The following is an 18,845-nucleotide window of genomic DNA, read 5'->3' as shown; positions in this document are numbered from 1 at the left end:
AATAAACTATTTGTTATTGTGTCCATTTATTAAACAAATATAAGCGAATGAAAGCAGAGGGAGAGACTCTTTTATAAAGAGCGCCGAAGGAGCAAACTGATCCGTGAATCTCTCAGGCAAAAAGACTTCTGCCGGACGCAACTCTGGAGAGTGTTTCTCATTAGATGAAACCACCAAAGAGGAAAGCCGCAAGGTAAAACTTTCAGGTGAAAAGGACAGGGACCCGTTTTTAAAAGGGGTATCCCTGTCCTTTTTTGTATGTATTTGTAACTGGACCAATATAAGGAGGAAAGCCTGATGAATGACACTTTGAAAAAAACCCCGCTCTTTAACACTTACAAAGAGTTTGGCGGAAAAGTAATTGATTTTGGAGGATGGGCGCTGCCGGTACAGTTTTCAAGTATCAAAGAAGAGCACCATGCCGTAAGAAAGAATGCAGGTTTATTCGATGTTTCCCACATGGGAGAAGTGAAAGTGACCGGATCAGACAGTCTTGCTTACCTTCAGAAAATGATGACAAACGATATTAGTAAAATTAAAGACGGACAGGCACAGTACACAGCTATGTGTTACGAGAATGGCGGCACGGTTGATGACCTGCTTGTTTATAAAAAAGGTGAAGATGATTATCTGCTTGTGATCAACGCGTCTAACATCGAGAAAGATGTGGAATGGCTCCAGCAGCATAAAATTGACAATGTAACAGTAGAAAACATTTCAGATCACGTTGCTCAGCTTGCCCTGCAGGGACCTAAGGCTGAAAGTATTCTTCAAAAGCTGACTGAAGAAGATTTGAGTGCGATTACATTTTTTAAATTCAAAACTGACGTGAATGTAAACGGTGCATCAGTGCTTGTTTCAAGAACAGGTTACACAGGTGAAGATGGATTTGAACTATACTGCAATCCTGAAGATGCAGAAAAGCTGTGGAAAGAGCTGCTTGAGGCAGGTAAAGAAGATGGTTTGCTGCCATGTGGACTTGGTGCGCGTGACACACTTAGATTCGAAGCAAAACTTGCATTGTACGGGCAGGAGCTCACTGCTGACATTTCTCCAATTGAGGCTGGCATTGGGTTTGCTGTTAAGCCTGATAAAGAGACAGCTTTTATCGGACAGGATATATTAAAAGCACAAAAAGCAAATGGCGCGCCACGTAAGTTAGTGGGGATTGAAATGATTGATAAAGGAATTCCGCGTCATGGATACAAAGTGTTTGCAGACGATACTGAAATCGGATTTGTAACGACTGGAACGCAGTCTCCATCACTTGGCAAAAATATAGGTTATATACTAGTTGATAAAGCATTTGCTTCACTCGGTCAGGAAGTTTTAGTGGAAGTCAGAAAAAAGAAATTAAAAGCCGAAGTTGTAAAATCTCCATTTTATAAAAGGTAAATAAGAAGGGAGCAGCAAATATGAAGCATCGTTACTTACCAATGACTGAACAGGATCAGAAGGAAATGCTCAAGACTATTGGTGTCTCATCAGTGGAAGAACTTTTTGAGGACATTCCTGAAAAAGTACGTTTTAAAGGAGAATTAAAGATCAAGCCTGCGAAGACTGAATCAGCTTTAATGAAGGAACTGGCACAGCTTGCAGGAAAAAATGCTGATACTCAGAAGAATACATCTTTCCTTGGAGCAGGTGTATACGATCATTATTCACCGGTTATCATGGACCACGTCATTTCAAGGTCAGAATTTTATACAGCCTATACACCTTACCAGCCTGAAATCTCACAGGGCGAACTTCAGGCAATCTTTGAATTTCAGACAATGATTGCTGAATTGACCGGGATGGACGTAGCCAACTCATCAATGTATGACGGAGGCACCTCTTTTGCGGAAGCAGCCATGTTATCTGCAGGTCAGACGAAGCGTAAGAAAGTGCTTGTCTCAGGTGCGGTTCATCCCGAATCAAAAGCGGTACTTGAAACGTATGCAGCCGGACAGCATATTGAAGTCATCACGGTACCTGAAAAAGATGGTGTGACAGATCTTAATGAACTTGAAGCACTTATGTCAGATGAGATCGCTGCAGTGATGGTGCAATATCCAAATTTCTTTGGTCAGATTGAAAGGCTGGATCAGATTGAACAGCTTGCTCACAGCAGTAAGGCCATGTTTGTTGTATCTTCAAATCCTTTATCACTCGGTGCACTTACACCTCCGGGCGAATTTGGAGCAGATATCGTTGTGGGTGATGCACAGCCGTTTGGTCTTCCACAATCCTTTGGTGGGCCGCATTGCGGATATTTTGCCGTAACAAAGAAGCTCATGAGAAAAGTACCTGGCCGTCTGGTTGGGGAAACAAATGATGAAGAAGGACAGCGTGGATATGTATTAACACTTCAGGCGCGAGAGCAGCATATCAGAAGAGACAAAGCAACCTCTAATATCTGTTCAAATCAAGCCCTTAATGCACTTGCGTCTTCAGTAACAATGACAGCGCTTGGTAAACAGGGTATTAAGGAAATTGCCCATCAGAACCTTCAAAAAGCAGCATACGCTAAGAAACAGCTGCAGGCAGCGGGATTACCTGTAATAAATGGCGGGTATACGTTTAACGAATTTGTGGTAGAGCTTAACCAGCCTGTTTCTGAAGTGAATAAGGCCCTGATGAAGAAAAACATCATTGGCGGATATGATCTTGGCAGAGACTTTGATACACGTCAACATCAGATGCTGATTGCAGTGACAGAGCAGCGGACAAAAGAAGAGATTGACTTACTTGCAGAGGAGCTGAAACAATATGCGTAATGAGAACCAGCCGTTAATTTTTGAAATGTCACGTGAAGGAAGAATCGGTTATAGTCTCCCTGATCTCGATGTGCCGGAATCGAATGTTGAGGATCTGCTTCCTGAAGGTTTTGTACGTAAGGAATCTCCTGAGCTGCCTGAAGTATCAGAGCTTGATATTATGAGACACTACACAGCTCTGTCTAAGAGAAACCATGGAGTAGACTCCGGTTTTTACCCGCTTGGCAGCTGTACGATGAAATACAATCCGAAAGTAAATGAAGCTGTTGCACGCTATGCCGGATTTGCTAACATTCACCCGCTTCAGGATGAAAGCACTGTCCAGGGTGCGATGGAAATGATGTATGATCTTCAGGAACACTTAATTGAAATTACAGGTATGGATGAAGTAACACTGCAGCCGGCTGCAGGCGCACATGGTGAGTGGACGGGGCTGATGATGATCAGAGCCTTCCATGAAGCAAATGGAGACTTCAACCGTACAAAAGTGATCGTACCTGACTCAGCCCATGGAACGAATCCTGCTTCTGCAACTGTTGCAGGCTTTGAAACGGTAACTGTTAAATCAAACGAAAACGGCTTAGTAGACCTTGAGGATCTGAAGAGAGTAGTAAACGATCAGACTGCTGCGCTGATGCTCACAAATCCAAATACGCTTGGACTGTTTGAAGAGGATATTCTTGAGATGGCTTCAATTATCCATGATGCTGGAGGAAAGTTGTACTATGATGGAGCGAATCTGAATGCTGTACTGGCTAAAGCACGTCCTGGTGACATGGGCTTTGATGTTGTGCATTTAAATCTTCATAAAACATTCACTGGTCCTCATGGTGGGGGTGGTCCCGGTTCAGGTCCAGTTGGCGTGAAGAAGGATCTGATTCCTTACCTGCCTAAGCCGGTTCTTGTTAAAACAGAAGCAGGCTATACGTTTGACTATAACCGTCCGGACTCTATCGGTCGTGTGAAGCCTTATTATGGTAACTTCGGAATCAATGTCCGTGCATACACTTATATCAGAACAATGGGTCCTGATGGCTTAAAGGCAGTAAGTGAGAATGCAGTAATCAATGCGAACTATATGATGCGAAGACTGGCTGAATATTTTGATCTGCCATACGACAGACATTGTAAGCACGAATTCGTTATCAGTGGTAAACGACAGAAAAAGCTTGGTGTCCGTACGCTGGATATTGCAAAGAGACTGCTTGACTTTGGTTTCCATCCGCCAACCATCTATTTCCCGATCAATGTTGAGGAATGTATGATGATTGAGCCAACTGAGACTGAATCAAAAGAAACACTTGATTCATTTATTGAAGCCATGATCCAGATTGCAAAAGAAGCGGAAGAAAATCCTGAAATCGTTCAGGAAGCACCGCATACGACTGTGATCAGCCGCCTCGATGAAACACAGGCAGCACGAAAGCCGGTTTTAAGATACATGAAAAAAGAAGCTGTAGAAGTCTAAAATAAGAAGAGCCTCCTGATCAGTTCAGGAGGCCTTGCTTATGTCTAAAACTATTTACGTTTGATTTTACCTGTCCACTTTTTAAATCCGCCCTGCAGCTGATAAAGGTCTTTTACGCCTTTTTTGTGTAACAGTTGTGCTGCACGGCCACTTCTCATTCCATTCTGGCAATAGATATAAACCGGCTTATCAGCGCGGATTTCACCAAGTCGCATTTTCAGTTGTGATAATGGAATATTTCTTGCTCCTAAAATATGACCCCCGTCATATTCTTTTTGCTCACGGACATCGATCAGCTGTGCTTTACGGTAGCCAGCTTTAAACTCTTCCTCAGTTAATGACTTCAGAATTTTTTTCTGTCTGAAGTAAGTAAAAACTGAATAAAGAATAATGGCTGCTAGCACAATGATCAGTACATATAATGACTCCAAGTTTTTAACCCCTTTCTATCTCACACTATTCTTTATTATAGTAGCCGGGTGTCATAAGTTCAAAGAAAATAATCAGTTTTTTGATCAGTTTTTGACAAGTTCATGGACATCACTTGATGAAAAAGAACAAGTATGAAATCATTTCAAAATGACAAATATCCAATATGTTTTCTTAATTTCTCTCAGTATTCATCAGTTTTTCTCTGTTTATTGGATTTGACAAGAATTTTGTAATTGACACAAAAATCTATATATTGTATAGGTGATAAAAACCTAAACACAATATGTTGTGTTTTTTGGTTTGAGGGTTTATATTATTGGTAATACATACAGTAGTTAAATACTTAACATGCTGTTTAATAAAGATATATGTCGAAAGGGGAAATGGCAGTGGCCCAGATATCAGCATCAGCACCAATGTTAAATAAAGAAAAATTAAATGAGGATATTCAGTTGTTCGAGGTGGTTCACCCGATCACAGAAGACATGACGCTGACACATAAGGGTGTTTCAAGGCTCGTTATGTTAGACCGTTATGCGTTCAAGGACACTGAGAAGAAAACGTTAAGCGAGGGAGATTTCGTCGTACTGACTGTCAGAGAAGATCCGAAATTTCCGGCACGCGGCCTCGGCTTCATTAAAGAAATTGACTGGGAAAAAGGTATCGCTTCAGTTCAGGTGGAGGATGAGTTTAAAAATTCACTGGATACACCGAAAGAAGTTGAATCAGGTATAATTATCCGGTCACTTGATGTGATTGAAAAGCCTCTTGAAGTTTACTATGAGCAGATTGCACTCAGAAATGCTACAGGCCTTGCATCTGTTGAGAAGACTGAGGAATTGCAGAAGGAATGGACAGAGAAGTTTTACCAGGAACTTTCAAGCATGAAATTTGTTCCGGCTGGCCGTGTGTTATACGGTGCAGGGGCAAAAACAGATGTAACCTTCTTTAACTGTTACGTCATGCCGTTTATTCAGGATTCAAGAGAAGGCATTTCAGATCACCGTAAGCAGGTAATGGAGATTATGAGCCGTGGTGGTGGTGTTGGTACGAACGGTTCTACACTCAGACCAAGAAATACACTTGCCCGAGGTGTAAACGGCAAATCATCTGGCTCTGTATCATGGCTTGATGATATCGCGAAGCTGACTCATCTTGTAGAACAAGGTGGATCAAGACGTGGCGCACAAATGATTATGCTCTCAGACTGGCACCCGGATATTATTGAATTCATTATTTCTAAAATGCAGAACCCAAGAATTCTGAGATTCCTTCTTGAAACAACAAACGATGAATTCATTAAGAAAATTGCTCAGGAAAAGCTTAAATTCACACCACTTACTGAGCAGGAGTCGGCAATGTATCAGAGCATTGTCAACTACGAAACCATTGAAGGGTTTGGTGGATTTAATCAGGAAATTATTGATGATGCGAAGCAGAGGCTTGCTGAAGGCGGCAATTACTCAGTTCACAATCCTGACTTCCTGACCGGTGCAAATATTTCTGTCTGTCTGACTGATGATTTTATGAAAGCTGTAGATGAGGATCAGGACTATGCGCTGAGATTTCCTCATGTAGAGGCATACTCTAAAGAAGAAATGGCACGTTATAACAAAGAGTGGCATGAAGTTGGAGATGTACGTAAGTGGGAAGCGCAGGGAAATAAAGTCAGAACTTATCGCACAATCAAGGCAAAAGAGCTTTGGAATCTGATTAATATTTGTGCAACTTATTCAGCTGAGCCTGGTATTTTCTTCATTGATAACGCGAACGATATGACAAATGCAAAAGCATACGGCCAGCAGGTTGTCGCTACGAATCCTTGCGGGGAACAGCCACTTGCGCCATTTTCCGTTTGTAACCTTGCTGCTGTTAACCTTGCAGAGTTTGCAGATAAGAAAAACAAAACAGTGCTTTTTGACAAACTGAAAGAAACTGTCGCAACAGGCGTAAGAATGCAGGACAACGTGATTGATGCTACACCTTATTTTCTTGAAGAGAATAAGAAACAGGCGCTTGGGGAGCGTCGTGTAGGCCTTGGGGTCATGGGTCTTGCAGATCTTCTGATTTACTGTGAAAAAGAATACGGTTCAGAAGAGGGAAATCAATTAGTAGATAAAATCTTTGAAACAATCGCTGTAACAGCTTACGAAACATCTGTTGAACTTTCTAAAGAACGCGGGTCATTTCCGTTCCTTGAAGGCGAAACAGAAGAAGAAACGAAACATCTCAGAGAAGCATTTATCAATACCGGCTACATGAAGAAGATGCCTGAGCAGGTTAGGCAGGGTATTGTTGAGAACGGGATCCGTAACTCACACCTGCTGACAGTTGCACCTACAGGCAGCACAGGGACAATGGTAGGGGTTGCAACAGGCCTTGAGCCTTACTTCTCTTACACGTATTACAGAAGTGGCCGGCTTGGTAAGTTTATAGAAGTAAAAGCAGATATCGTAAAAGAATATCTTGATATGAATAATAAGCCTGAAGGTGAAGAGCTGCCTTCATTCTTCGTAACGGCAATGGAGCTTGCGCCAGAAGCGCACGCTGATACACAGTGTGTAATCCAGCGATGGATTGACAGTTCTATCTCTAAAACCGTGAATGCCCCTAAAGGCTACTCGGTTGAACAGGTTGAAAGTGTGTATGAGCGATTATATCGTGGTGGCGCTAAGGGTGGAACGGTATATGTGGACGGCAGCCGTGACAGCCAGGTGCTGACGTTAAAGGCTGAAGAAAATACAGAGCAAAAGCCTAGAGAAAAACAGAATGTGGTATTAATTGATACCATTCAGGATTTAAGATCAACTAACGTAACGATCGGATCTGAAATAGGTAACACGTGTCCGGTCTGCCGCAAAGGAACAGTGAAAGAAATCGGCGGCTGTAACACATGTACAAACTGTAATGCGCAGTTAAAGTGTGGATTATAAATATTGCTAAGAGGCCTGGACAAAAGTCCAGGCCTCATTTTTATCAAAACAAAAACACCTGATCGCTCAGGTGCTAAAGTGTCATTCTCTTTTTCTTTTTGCCTTTTTTACCTTCAATTACAGTCAGCTTCGGTCCATTCAGTCTTGCAGCACCAGCTTTTTTAGCAGGCTTTCTTTGAGCCTGTTTCCTTTGTGCAGGCTGAATTTTTCTGACCTTTGAAGATTTAGAAGGCTTCGCAGGCTGATATTTCTTTTTTGACTGACGGACAGCTTTTTTATAAGCACTATTTTCCTGGCTGTTACCTCTGCGTGACATTACGAAACGGTAAATCCCAAAGATAATAGCAGCAATCAGTGCGTAAATCAGGATCATTCTAAGTAGAGAACCCGGTTCAAATAAAATCATTGAAATTAATCCAAACGCTCCCAGACCAATAACGGCATAGAAAACGATACTTTTAACATTCAATGCAGCCACCTCCCGCAGCAAACCTTTTTATTAGTTTAGACAAGTGCAGCTTTTTTTAAACCTTTTTCAGCCTCTTCCTCCATTTCAAGCATTTTATTGAATGAAGCAATAGCAACTTCAACCTGATCATCCTTAGGCTCTTTAGTCGTTAGTAACTGCAGCCAAAGCCCTGGATAACCCAGGAATTTAAGCACTGGAATGTCACGCACTCTGTTTGTGATCTGCAATACCTCAAAAGAAATCCCAAGTACGACAGGGATCAGTGCAATCCGGTTTAGAATCCGTGCAGTTAAAGGCTCAGTCGGGACAAGTAAATAGACAAACATGCCGACAATGACAGTAAAAAGAATAAAGCTAGATCCGCATCTGTAATGAAGTCTTGATTGTGACTGAACATTTTCAACCGATAGTGGCAGGTTATTTTCATAAGCGTTAATCACTTTATGCTCTGCCCCGTGATATTGAAAAACACGTTTGATCAATGGCGTCAGTGAAATAAAGTAAATATAAGTTAACAGCAGGATCACCTTAAATAGACTCTCTAGTAAGACCTGTCCAACATCACCTGGGACTGCAAATCGGAATAGCTCTGCTAAAAAAACGGGTATTAACGTAAAGACAAATTTTCCGAATAAAAATGAAAGAACACCAATAGCAGCAATACCAAAGACCATTTCAAGCTTTGATGATTTCTGTTCCTGCTGAACCTTTTCATCCTCTTCAGGCAGTACGTCATACCTTTCACTAGAGAAGTTCAGGTGCTGAGTACCGTTTGCACTTGCTTCAATCAGCGCAATAATCCCTCTTAAAAAAGGTACTTTTTTAAGCTTCTGAAAAGTAGGATTTTGCTTTCTCGGAAGGTCGAAGTATTCTATTGAATCATCTTTCCTTCTGATTGCAGTAACTGTATGACGTTTACCGCCAAACATAACACCTTCCATTACTGCCTGTCCGCCGTAAGCGGGTTTTTGATTTTTCATTTTTACACCAGCCTATTCCTTACATTCCAATATTCAATCAATCAGCTAAAGCTGATAATAAATAAGGTAATTATAGTTTACTAAAAAATCTGTCATTCTTCTACTGTCCGACGCTCGGAATAACGTATTTAATTCAGTGGCATAATGGTTGATAAAAAGGAGAGATCGATATGGAGTTTCCCACAATAAAAAGATTTACACTCGCCATCTATACGTCAATTGCAGGAGCGCTGATATTTTACAGTATCTATAGAAGTTATGTGTTCTTTCATTTTATTGAGAAGGAGCTGCTAAAACCCGGCTTTTCTTATATTGCTGAAGATTTTAAAAGCGGCTGGATCACTGAGCTCCTGTTTTTGAGTATATTACTGATTTCTTCATTTATCTGGGCACTAATTTATTATGTGTTTTTTAAAAACAGTCATACAGTTTACACTGGTATTATTTTCGGACTGTTTATATTGGGTGTGCTGCTGCTTCTTGGGTGGTTGTATGAATGGCGTATTAACCCGGTTGCACTTGAAGTGAGGACGATCGTTTCTCTTCATTCATTATTTATCTTATACGGTTTGTTTACCGGCTATTCGATTTCCTATCAGGAACCTTACAGAGATAAAGATTCGAAACATTGACCTGCGATTATGTTACAATTTGTTTGTGAGACGAAGTAAAGGGCAAAGGAGCGAACTGCCGTGAATCGAATTTTACTGCTTAACGGTCCAAATCTCAACAGGCTTGGAAAAAGAGAGCCTGAAATTTATGGTATAGACACACTTGAATCGATTGAGCTTCATCTGGCTTCAGTCGCAAAAAAGCATGGTTTTATCATAGATGCAAAGCAGTCTAATCACGAAGGTGAATTAATTGATGCGTTGCATCATGCAGAGGATCACCATTACCAAGGAATTATTTTTAATCCGGCTGCTTACACGCACACAAGTATTGCACTAAGAGACGCGGTAGCAGCGATTACAACTCCCGTTACAGAAGTACACTTATCCAACATCCATGCAAGGGAACCGTTTCGTCATCAGTCTATGATCGCAGCTGAAGCAATTGGACAAATTGCCGGTTTTGGCGTGTATGGGTACGAAATGGCTTTAAACGCCTTAATTAAACATGTAAAGGAGAATCATCATGAACAAAATTGAAAAACTAAGAAGTGAAATAGCGGACACAGCTGACGGCATTTTAATTACAAGCTCTTATAACCGCAGGTACATGACGAATTTTACCGGATCCGCAGGGGCTGTATTGATCTCAGCTGAGAAAGCAGTCTTTATCACAGACTTTCGTTATACCGAGCAGGCTGAAAAACAGGCTGAGGGTTATGAAGTAGTAACTCATAAACAACCAATCATTAAAGAGATTGCTGATCAGTGCAAAAAGCTTGGCATTAATAAGCTTGGAATTGAATCAGACCACCTTGTCTTAAGTACATATAAGCAATATGAGGAACACATTCATGCAGAGCTGATCCCTCTTTCAGGGACGATCGAAAAGCTGCGCTTAATCAAATCAGCAAGTGAAATTAAAATTATTAAAGAAGCAGCTGATATTGCAGATGCAGCATTTAAGCATATCCTTGATTTTATTCAACCTGGCAGAACTGAAATTGAAGTATCAAACGAACTTGAATTCTTTATGAGAAATGCGGGTGCTGTATCATCATCATTTGATATTATCGTTGCCAGCGGTAAACGTTCAGCACTTCCGCACGGAGTAGCGAGCAACAAAACAATCGAAAAAGGGGACTTTGTTACACTGGATTATGGTGCCCTTCATAAAGGTTATGCATCTGACATGACCAGAACGCTTGCCGTTGGTGAACCTGACGAAAAGCTGAAGGAGATCTATCAGGTAACATTGGATGCTCAGCTTAAAGCAATGGAAGAAATCAAACCTGGACTCACTGGAAAAGAAGCTGATGCAATCGCACGTGATTATATAACTTCTAAAGGTTATGGTGAATATTTTGGTCATTCACTTGGTCACGGTCTCGGGATGGAAGTACATGAAGGGCCGGGGCTGTCTTCAAGATCTGAAACGAAACTTGAACCAAATATGGTCGTTACAGTAGAACCGGGTATTTACCTTCCTGGAATTGGTGGAGTCAGAATTGAGGATGACACCGTCATCACTGAAAACGGAAACGAAACCCTGACTCACTCGACAAAAGATCTGATTATCTTATAAAATAAATGAGATCAATGAAAATGGACGTTTACTTTTCATCTGAAAGTCTATACAATTACTAGCGGTAAACAGAGACATTTTCGAAGAAAACGGAGGAATAAAAATGATTTCAGTTAATGATTTTAAAACAGGCTTAACAATAGAAGTAGATGGCGGAATCTGGCGCGTAATGGACTTCCAGCATGTGAAGCCTGGTAAGGGTGCAGCATTTGTTCGTTCCAAACTGCGTAACCTTCGTACTGGAGCAGTACAGGAAAAAACGTTCAGAGCCGGTGAAAAGGTTGCCAAAGCTCAGATTGATAACAAACGTATGCAGTATTTGTATGCAAATGGAGATATGCATGTATTCATGGATAACGAATCATATGAGCAGATTGAACTTCCTGCTCCGCAAATTGAATATGAGTTGAAATTCCTTAAAGAAAACATGGATGTACAGATTATGATGTATCAGGCTGAAACGTTAGGTCTGGAGCTTCCAAACACTGTAGAACTTGTTGTAACAGAAACTGAGCCTGGAATTAAAGGTGATACGTCAAGCGGCGGTTCCAAGCCGGCGACAGTTGAAACAGGACTGACTGTCAACGTACCTTTCTTTGTAAATGAAGGCGACAAACTGGTCATTAACACAACTGACGGGTCTTATGTATCGCGCACTCAATAATCCTATTGAAACTGCCCTTTAAACCGGGCAGTTTTTTTTATTCCGCATAATATAACCTCCGCTTCAATAAGATAGTCGTAAAACACGAAGGAGACCCTCATGCACCAGATATTCTCGTTCCTTCCGGATCATATAGCTCAAAAAGTGATGGCATCAGCAGGTCCATGTCTCGAATCTGTAAATGAGATCAGAATCAGAAAAGACAGGCAGATCGTATTGAAGTTGAAAGATGGTTATCAGACGATCTCTTACATGACAACTGAGGAAGACTGTCACAGGCTCCTTGAAAAAGTATCTGATCACTCTGTTTATTCAATCGCTAAAGAACTTTCAGAAGGGTTTATAACTGTAAAAGGCGGTCACCGGATCGGCGTTGCTGGAGAAATGACGGAAAGCTTGAATCATGTTCCCACGTTTAAGTATATTTCTTCATTCTCAATCCGTATAGCGCGTGAATTTGTAGGCAGTTCAAACGAAATTATGAGTGAGATCTGGCGTTCAAATAACGATCAGTGGCCCCACATTCTTATCTTTGGACCACCAGGAAGTGGGAAAACCACCTTTATCAGGGATGCTGTAAGGTTTGTCTCACAGGGGTATAAGTTTATACCGGCTAAAACGGTTTCCCTGATAGATGAACGATCAGAAATTGCCGCCTGTTATCAAGGGGTGCCCCAGCTTACTTTCGGTGAGAATATTGATGTATTGGACAAGTGTCCGAAAACACGGGGGATGAAAATGATGCTGAGAGCAATGTCCCCTGACACAATTGCGGTCGATGAAATTGGTGGAGTTGCAGATGCGTTAGCGGTAGAGGAAGTTATCTCTGCGGGGGTGAAAATGATGGTGACTGCACATGCAGAATCATCACAGGAGTTAAAGCAGAAAAAAGAGTTGTCCTCTTTGATGAATCTGACAGACCTTATTTTAGTCAAATGCAGTAAACTGAATTATCAAATTGATAGCGGATGATTTTTTCAATCGGGACAGTCTGTGTCATATTAGGTTTTACACTCGAGGGTATGAGAAGGGCTTCATTATTAATAAGGAGAAGACAGCTGCTGCTTGAGTGTCTGAGGCTCTGCAAATGGATGGAAAGGGAAGTCTCAGATCGCAGAACATCTATTTCTGAAATGATTGATGCACAATGTGAAACAGGATCAACGCTGAGTGACTTTTTAAGGCTGGTTCAAAAGGATATGGCTACTGCACCATTTCATCTCGTCTGGAAACAGAACGTCTCCAGGTATTTTACCTGCTTAAAAAAAGAAGATCTGAACTGGCTTGTAAAAGTGAGTGATGCATTTAAAAATATTCATATTGATTCAGTGGAGAAAGAGCTCTCCTTTACAATTGCCGGTATTCAGGCGAGGTATGAAGAAGCACTTGACATGGAACAGAAGTTTGTGAAGATCTACAGAACGATTGGTTTTATGACCGGATGTATTGCAGTACTGCTGCTTATTTGAAACCAGGAGAGATCGCGGGTGTATATAGATGGAGAAACGCTTTTTAAAATTGCCGGCATCGGCCTTGCTGTTGCATTTTTATATACAGTACTTGAACAGGCCGGAAAAAAAGACTATGCGCAGTGGCTTGCTTTTTTTGGAGCAATGTATGTGCTTTATATTGTTATACAGGCGCTTGGTGACTTTTTTGAAGCTGTCAGATCAATCCTTATGTTTTACGATTAAGGATTAAACATGCAGGAGCTGCTGGTTACAGCCGGTATTTGCTTTTTAATCGGTTTTTTGGCACTTCTTTTAAAGGAGCGATCACCTCTTATCGCGATGCTGCTTGCATTTTGCGGAAGTGTTTATCTGGTTAATGAACTCATTACAAAAATCAGAGAAGCCTCTTATCTGCTGACGCAACTAACGGGATATGTACCAGGACTGCATCAGTATTCAATTGTTTTATTAAAAGTACTTGTGATCGCGTTTGTATCAGAGATTTGCATTCATCTTGTCAAACAGCTCGAACAGCCCCTTTTAGCAATGATTATAGAATGGACAGGCAAACTGTTAATATTAACAATTGCTTTTCCAGTTTTTATTGAGCTGCTCGAACAAATATTTCAGTTGTTGCCCGATAATATGCTGCAAGGAAGGCGCTAAATGAATGAGCATCAGGAAGCAGAGAAACTGTTAAAAAATCAGCTTGAACAGCAGGATCATGCTGAATGGACAGGTTACTGGGATGAAATACGTGATTCCTATGGAGATTATCTTCCCGCTTCAAGCGACATCTCGATATGGGACGTTATGTTTTCTTTTGATGAAGGAATATGGGGATGGGTTCAGGGGCTGATCGCCTACTCAATGGTGCAGATCACTGATCATCTTCATTTGATTTTCTGGTTAATATTATTATTACTGTTAAGCTCTTTTATACATGTAATTGAGCAGTCATTCAATAGCAGTCAAGTAGCATCAGTCAGTCCGCTCATTTTGATGGGGCTGGTGTTAATTACAATCACTTCAAGCATTCAGCTGATGCTAGAAGTCATATTTGAATCGCTTCAGACCACAGCTTCTTTCTTAAACGGTCTGCTGCCATTATATATCGCGTCCATTACACTCTCAGGAGGACCTGCTACCTCAGCTGCATCTTTTCCAATTCTTCTTGCCATGGTTTATGTCATCACTTTTTTAATGAAATCTGTGATTATACCCTTATTTATTTTTTCAATTTTCTTCGATCAGCTGAATTGTTTATCCGATCGTTACAGCATGGGGAAAGTAGCTGCGCTTTGCAGACAGGCAGGACTCTGGATACTCGGTGTAACTGCTGTGACGTCAGTTTCAATTTTGTCCATTCAGACTTCTGCCGCCGCTGCTGCTGATGGAGTGGCAGCAAAGTCAGTCAAAACACTTGCAGGTACAATGCTGCCATTTGTTGGGAAAGTGGTTTCTGATACAGCTGATCTTGTCATGACATCCTCTATGCTTGCAAAGAACATGATCGGAGCTGCAGGCGGATTTATTTTGATTCTTATCGTACTATTTCCTGCAATCAAAATGCTTGTCATTGCGATCATGTACCGTCTGGCTGCTGTCATGATGGAACCTGTAGCAGGCAGCAGATTGACAGAAGCTGTGGATGCTGCGAGTAAAGGGATGTTTCATCTTGCTGCTGCACTGCTGCTTACGAGCTGCATTTTCTTTATTTCTATCATTGTCGTCATGTTTATCAGTAATATCCCAATCATGATTCGCTGAGGTGAGGCGTATACAATTCCTTACAGAGTGGGCAACAGGACTGGCAGTGTTGATCCTGCTGGTTCTGGTTGCTGAAATATTGACGCCGACTGACGTCTGGAAGCCTTTTATCAAATTTACGGCAGGTCTGATCTTTTTATTTTGGTTCCTTAACCCTGTTAAACATCTGATCAATGATGCTGAATCATTCACGATTTCATTTCCTGACAAAATTGAGAAATGGGTTTCAGAAGAAAAAATCAATGGTGAAGCAGTAATTGAACGCATGTCAGCTGATCAGACTGCATACATATTAGAACAAAGTGAACAAAGTCTTCACCCGTTAATTGAACAAGCGTGCAAATGTGAGATCCAGTCTATTCAGATCATCAGTCAGGGTGAAGAATATGAGGTGGTTATATCAATGAAGGACGAGTATAAGGGGGACAGCGGAGAACTCTTATCGGAGATAGCAACACTGCTTGAAGTCCATGAAGAAGATATTGTGATCACTGATTAACATGGGAGGTCAGGATGAATAAAATTAAAGAAGCTGTTTTTTCATCGAGAGATCCAACATTTCAAAAAAAAATCCCGATTATCATTTTACTGCTTTTTATTGGAGTAATGATCCTGACTCAGGGGAAAGCGCCTGATGAGCCTGATATCGTCGAGCTGGATTCACCAGATCAGGCAGCTGAGATAACAGATCTCGAACGACAGCTTGAAAAGAAGATCACATCCCTTTTAAAAAAATCACTGGGTACTTCAAAAGTCGATGTCATGATTACGCTCAGCAGTGGGGAACGATTGATTTATGAGCGTAATGAATCCATTCAACAGGATAATGGTGAAGAGCAAAGGGACAACCAGCAGTCTGTATCCGGAAGAAAATCCACAACATCAGAAGTCGTATTCGGACAAGCGTCACCGGGTGCAGAGCCGGTATTAAAGTATGTTGAAAAACCCCCGGTTTCAGGCGTTTTGATCGCGGCTGAAGGTTCAGAGTCAGCGGGGGTTAAAAAAAGAATAATTGAAGCGGTTTCTAAAGCGCTCGATGTGTCTACACACAGGGTGGCTGTCATACCATACGAATAAGGGGATGAACAAATGTTGAAAAAACAAACTGTCTGGTTGCTGACAATGATCGGTCTTGTAGTGGTACTGTCAGTATATTATGTCATGTCGCCGACCTCCCAGACTGCGGTTACATATGATGATGCTGAAGTTGTCAGCAGCGAAGATGGGGAAGAGTGGGTATTCGAAGATGAAGTAGAAGTGTCAACTGAGTCTTCACCGGAGGATCTGTTTAACGTACTGAGAATGGAAGTTCAGGATGAAAGAAGTGCACTGAAAGAGCAACTGACATCAAAGGTCGCTTCAGCTGACTTTTCTGCAGCGGAAAAAGACGAAGCCTATGAAGCGATGGAAGAGCTTAACAGACTCGAGTCCAAAGAGAAATTGATCGAAACAATGATCCGGGCAATGGGTTATGAGGATGCACTGGTCAGAACAGATGAAGAAAGAGTATTGATCACGGTAAAATCAATCGATCATGAGCACTCAAAAGAAGCAGCTAATGAACTCGTTCAGCTAGGACGCAGAGAAATGGGCGAAAATACTTTCGTATCAGTGATGTTTGAACCCGCTGAATAAAAAAATGCTCTTAAAGCCACTCATTTGAGGCTTTAAGAGCATTTTTTGTGCGTGAAAATTAATTTTGGACGAATAAATCTGTGATACAATCAAATTTATGAAAGCGTTTTATCTGCTCTTTTCTTGGCTGTCTTGAATTTTGGTCAAGTATTAGCGTATGATAATAGCAGCTGCTGCTAATTAATTAATGACCAGGGAGTGTAAAATATGTTAAAAGTACAAGAGATCAGAGAACTTATCAAATTAATCGACCAATCCTCAATTGATGAATTTACATATGAACAGGATGGCGAAAAGCTTAAACTAAGAAAACAATCAAAGCGATCAGCAGAAGTCCAGCCTGAACCGGTGAAACAAGAAGTGCCTGTGAAGCATACTGAAGAAGTTGAAGCACCAGTAAAAGCTGAAAAGCAGCCTGAACCGGTAAAAGAAGAAACTGCAGCGCCTGAGGCTGACCTTGAAAATACAACTGAGATTAAATCACCTATGGTTGGTACATTTTACGAAGCTTCTTCACCTGACGAAGAGCCATTTGTTAAAGTAGGTTCAAAAGTTACAGCGGATTCTACAGTATGTATCGTTGAGGCAATGAAATTATTTAATGAAATTGAAGCTGAAACTGAAGGGGAAATTGTCAAGATCCTCGTTGAAAATGGACAGCTTGTAGAATACGGACAGCCTCTATTTTTTGTTAAAAAGTAGTTAGGAGAGAATACGTATGATAAAAAAAGTGTTGATTGCTAATAGAGGAGAAATTGCAGTACGTGTCATTCGCGCATGTAAAGAAATGAATATTGAAACGGTTGCTGTATATTCTGAAGCGGATAAAGAGGCCTTGCATGTTCAGCTTGCAGATGAAGCCGTGTGTATCGGTCCTAAATTATCCAAAGACAGCTATCTGAACTTCACTAACGTTATTTCTGCAGCAAAGCTGACAGGTGCTGATGCAATTCACCCGGGGTATGGATTCCTCGCTGAAAATGTAGATTTCGCCGAGCTGTGCAGAGATTGCAATGTCATTTTTATCGGACCAAGTCCAGAAGCGATTTCTAAAATGGGCACAAAAGATGTAGCCCGAGAAACAATGCGTGCAGCAGGAGTACCGGTTGTTCCAGGTTCAAAAGGCATTATTGCTTCAGTTGAAGATGGTCTGGCCCTCGCTGAAGAAATGGGCTATCCGGTCATTATTAAAGCAACTGCCGGTGGAGGCGGTAAAGGAATCCGCGTTGCAAAAAGTAAAGAAGATCTTGAAAAAGGCATAAAAGCTACTCAGAGAGAAGCTGAAGCAGCATTCGGTAACCCAGGTGTCTACATAGAAAAGTTCATTGAAGACTTCCGTCATGTTGAGATTCAGGTAATGGCTGATACTCACGGACAGACCATTCACCTTGGTGAGCGTGACTGTACAATCCAGAGAAGGCTGCAGAAGCTGCTCGAAGAAACGCCATCTCCTGCACTGGATCAGAAAGTCCGTGAAAAAATGGGCGATGCAGCTGTAAAAGCTGCAGAAGCGGTCGGTTACACAGGTGCCGGAACGGTTGAATTCATTTATGATCATAATGATCAATCGTTTTATTTTATGGAGATGAATACACGAATCCAGGTTGAACACCCTGTAACAGAAATGGTGACAGGTGTTGATCTGATCAAAGAACAGATTAACGTTGCTTCTGGTGAAAAACTCAGCATTTCACAAGAAGAGGTTACATTTACAGGCTGGTCAATGGAATGCAGAATTAACGCGGAAAATCCTGAAAAGAATTTTATGCCTTCTGCAGGAAAGATCACCATGTATCTGCCACCGGGAGGACCAGGTGTAAGAGTTGATTCAGCTGCATATACTGGTTATGAAATTCCACCTTATTATGATTCGATGATCGCGAAAGTCATTACGTACGGAGCTACCCGTGAAGAGGCAATCGCGAAAATGAAACGTGCATTATCTGAGTTTGTAGTTGAGGGCGTTCATACAACCATTCCATTCCATTTAAAGCTGTTAAGCCATGATGTATTTACAGGTGGAGACTTCAATACGAAATTTCTTGAGAAGTATGATATCATGACAAAAAAGGCTGATTAAGAGGGGGA

21 protein-coding genes and 2 riboswitches are annotated in these 18,845 nt (G+C 41.4%); of the genes, 18 read left to right on the top strand and 3 right to left on the bottom strand.

Translation table 11 applies throughout. The annotated features are described in order from the left end of the window. Nucleotides 1-47 precede the first annotated feature (47 nt). Nucleotides 48-138: riboswitch (glycine riboswitch) on the top strand. A 3-nt stretch (nt 139-141) separates the two neighbouring features. Next, nucleotides 142-221, top strand: a riboswitch (glycine riboswitch). A 76-nt stretch (nt 222-297) separates the two neighbouring features. The 3 genes from gcvT to gcvPB are packed head-to-tail and all read left to right on the top strand — an operon-like array spanning nt 298 to nt 4,227. Next, entirely contained in the window at nt 298-1,395 is a 1,098-nt protein-coding gene (gcvT, locus tag DH10bf12_RS14130; protein ID WP_471735900.1) for a glycine cleavage system aminomethyltransferase GcvT, read from the top strand. Between the two features lie 20 nt (nt 1,396-1,415). Continuing rightward, nucleotides 1,416-2,759 carry an aminomethyl-transferring glycine dehydrogenase subunit GcvPA gene (gene gcvPA / locus DH10bf12_RS14125; RefSeq protein WP_471735899.1) on the top strand — a complete coding sequence of 448 codons (1,344 nt, stop codon included), beginning with the start codon at nt 1,416-1,418 and terminating at the stop codon, nt 2,757-2,759. Then, a complete protein-coding gene (gcvPB, locus tag DH10bf12_RS14120) occupies nt 2,752-4,227 on the top strand; it encodes an aminomethyl-transferring glycine dehydrogenase subunit GcvPB (RefSeq protein ID WP_471735898.1) in 1,476 nt (491 codons plus the stop codon). The genes gcvPA and gcvPB overlap by 8 nt, the downstream gene beginning before the upstream one ends. Nucleotides 4,228-4,277: 50 nt before the next feature. On the opposite strand, the gene DH10bf12_RS14115 is transcribed toward gcvPB, so the two are convergent. Beyond that, nucleotides 4,278-4,658, bottom strand: coding sequence for a rhodanese-like domain-containing protein (locus DH10bf12_RS14115; protein WP_471735897.1), 381 nt, complete (start codon nt 4,656-4,658; stop codon nt 4,278-4,280). Between the two features lie 417 nt (nt 4,659-5,075). Here DH10bf12_RS14115 and DH10bf12_RS14110 point away from each other — a divergent pair, with 417 nt between their 5' ends. Continuing rightward, nucleotides 5,076-7,592: a vitamin B12-dependent ribonucleotide reductase gene (locus tag DH10bf12_RS14110; protein WP_471738244.1), complete on the top strand. Its 2,517-nt coding sequence runs from the start codon at nt 5,076-5,078 to the stop codon at nt 7,590-7,592. A gap of 73 nt (nt 7,593-7,665) precedes the next feature. On the opposite strand, the gene DH10bf12_RS14105 is transcribed toward DH10bf12_RS14110, so the two are convergent. Together DH10bf12_RS14105 and DH10bf12_RS14100 are read right to left on the bottom strand one after the other, a co-directional pair. After that, a complete protein-coding gene (locus tag DH10bf12_RS14105; RefSeq protein WP_471735896.1) occupies nt 7,666-8,061 on the bottom strand; it encodes an SA1362 family protein in 396 nt (131 codons plus the stop codon). A 35-nt stretch (nt 8,062-8,096) separates the two neighbouring features. Beyond that, nucleotides 8,097-9,041 carry a DUF1385 domain-containing protein gene (locus tag DH10bf12_RS14100; protein ID WP_471735895.1) on the bottom strand — a complete coding sequence of 315 codons (945 nt, stop codon included), beginning with the start codon at nt 9,039-9,041 and terminating at the stop codon, nt 8,097-8,099. A gap of 170 nt (nt 9,042-9,211) precedes the next feature. On the opposite strand from DH10bf12_RS14100, the gene DH10bf12_RS14095 reads away from it, so the two are divergent. From DH10bf12_RS14095 to accC, 14 genes are all read left to right on the top strand, one after another. Further along, nucleotides 9,212-9,673: a YqhR family membrane protein gene (locus DH10bf12_RS14095; protein ID WP_471735894.1), complete on the top strand. Its 462-nt coding sequence runs from the start codon at nt 9,212-9,214 to the stop codon at nt 9,671-9,673. A 60-nt stretch (nt 9,674-9,733) separates the two neighbouring features. After that, on the top strand, nt 9,734-10,192 hold the full coding sequence (gene aroQ / locus DH10bf12_RS14090) for a type II 3-dehydroquinate dehydratase (protein WP_471735893.1): 459 nt from the start codon (nt 9,734-9,736) through the stop codon (nt 10,190-10,192). Next, on the top strand, nt 10,179-11,237 hold the full coding sequence (locus DH10bf12_RS14085; protein WP_471735892.1) for a M24 family metallopeptidase: 1,059 nt from the start codon (nt 10,179-10,181) through the stop codon (nt 11,235-11,237). Before aroQ ends, DH10bf12_RS14085 begins: the two co-directional genes overlap by 14 nt. A gap of 103 nt (nt 11,238-11,340) precedes the next feature. Further along, nucleotides 11,341-11,901, top strand: coding sequence for an elongation factor P (efp, locus tag DH10bf12_RS14080; protein WP_471735891.1), 561 nt, complete (start codon nt 11,341-11,343; stop codon nt 11,899-11,901). A 99-nt stretch (nt 11,902-12,000) separates the two neighbouring features. After that, nucleotides 12,001-12,873, top strand: a complete 873-nt coding sequence (locus tag DH10bf12_RS14075) for a stage III sporulation protein AA (protein ID WP_471735890.1) — start codon at nt 12,001-12,003, stop codon at nt 12,871-12,873. Next, complete coding sequence (locus tag DH10bf12_RS14070; protein ID WP_471735889.1) at nt 12,870-13,370, top strand: stage III sporulation protein AB; 501 nt, start codon at nt 12,870-12,872, stop codon at nt 13,368-13,370. Before DH10bf12_RS14075 ends, DH10bf12_RS14070 begins: the two co-directional genes overlap by 4 nt. A gap of 18 nt (nt 13,371-13,388) precedes the next feature. Beyond that, on the top strand, nt 13,389-13,595 hold the full coding sequence (gene spoIIIAC / locus DH10bf12_RS14065) for a stage III sporulation protein AC (RefSeq protein WP_404403740.1): 207 nt from the start codon (nt 13,389-13,391) through the stop codon (nt 13,593-13,595). A 9-nt stretch (nt 13,596-13,604) separates the two neighbouring features. Beyond that, on the top strand, nt 13,605-14,018 hold the full coding sequence (locus tag DH10bf12_RS14060; protein ID WP_471735888.1) for a stage III sporulation AC/AD family protein: 414 nt from the start codon (nt 13,605-13,607) through the stop codon (nt 14,016-14,018). Continuing rightward, nucleotides 14,019-15,122, top strand: coding sequence for a stage III sporulation protein AE (locus DH10bf12_RS14055; RefSeq protein WP_471735887.1), 1,104 nt, complete (start codon nt 14,019-14,021; stop codon nt 15,120-15,122). It begins immediately after the preceding gene. 1 nt (nt 15,123) lies between these two features. Then, a complete protein-coding gene (locus DH10bf12_RS14050) occupies nt 15,124-15,621 on the top strand; it encodes a stage III sporulation protein AF (RefSeq protein WP_471735886.1) in 498 nt (165 codons plus the stop codon). A gap of 14 nt (nt 15,622-15,635) precedes the next feature. After that, nucleotides 15,636-16,199 (top strand): hypothetical protein, encoded by a 564-nt coding sequence (locus DH10bf12_RS14045; protein ID WP_471735885.1) that lies wholly within the window; start codon nt 15,636-15,638, stop codon nt 16,197-16,199. 12 nt (nt 16,200-16,211) lie between these two features. Further along, nucleotides 16,212-16,757, top strand: a complete 546-nt coding sequence (locus DH10bf12_RS14040) for a SpoIIIAH-like family protein (RefSeq protein ID WP_471735884.1) — start codon at nt 16,212-16,214, stop codon at nt 16,755-16,757. A 207-nt stretch (nt 16,758-16,964) separates the two neighbouring features. Further along, complete coding sequence (accB, locus tag DH10bf12_RS14035; RefSeq protein ID WP_471735882.1) at nt 16,965-17,459, top strand: acetyl-CoA carboxylase biotin carboxyl carrier protein; 495 nt, start codon at nt 16,965-16,967, stop codon at nt 17,457-17,459. A gap of 16 nt (nt 17,460-17,475) precedes the next feature. Then, nucleotides 17,476-18,837 (top strand): acetyl-CoA carboxylase biotin carboxylase subunit, encoded by a 1,362-nt coding sequence (accC, locus tag DH10bf12_RS14030; RefSeq protein ID WP_471735881.1) that lies wholly within the window; start codon nt 17,476-17,478, stop codon nt 18,835-18,837. Nucleotides 18,838-18,845: the final 8 nt, after the last annotated feature.

This window comes from Jeotgalibacillus sp. 10bf12, assembly GCF_055597105.1.
This window is presented reverse-complemented; position numbering and strand designations above follow the sequence as displayed.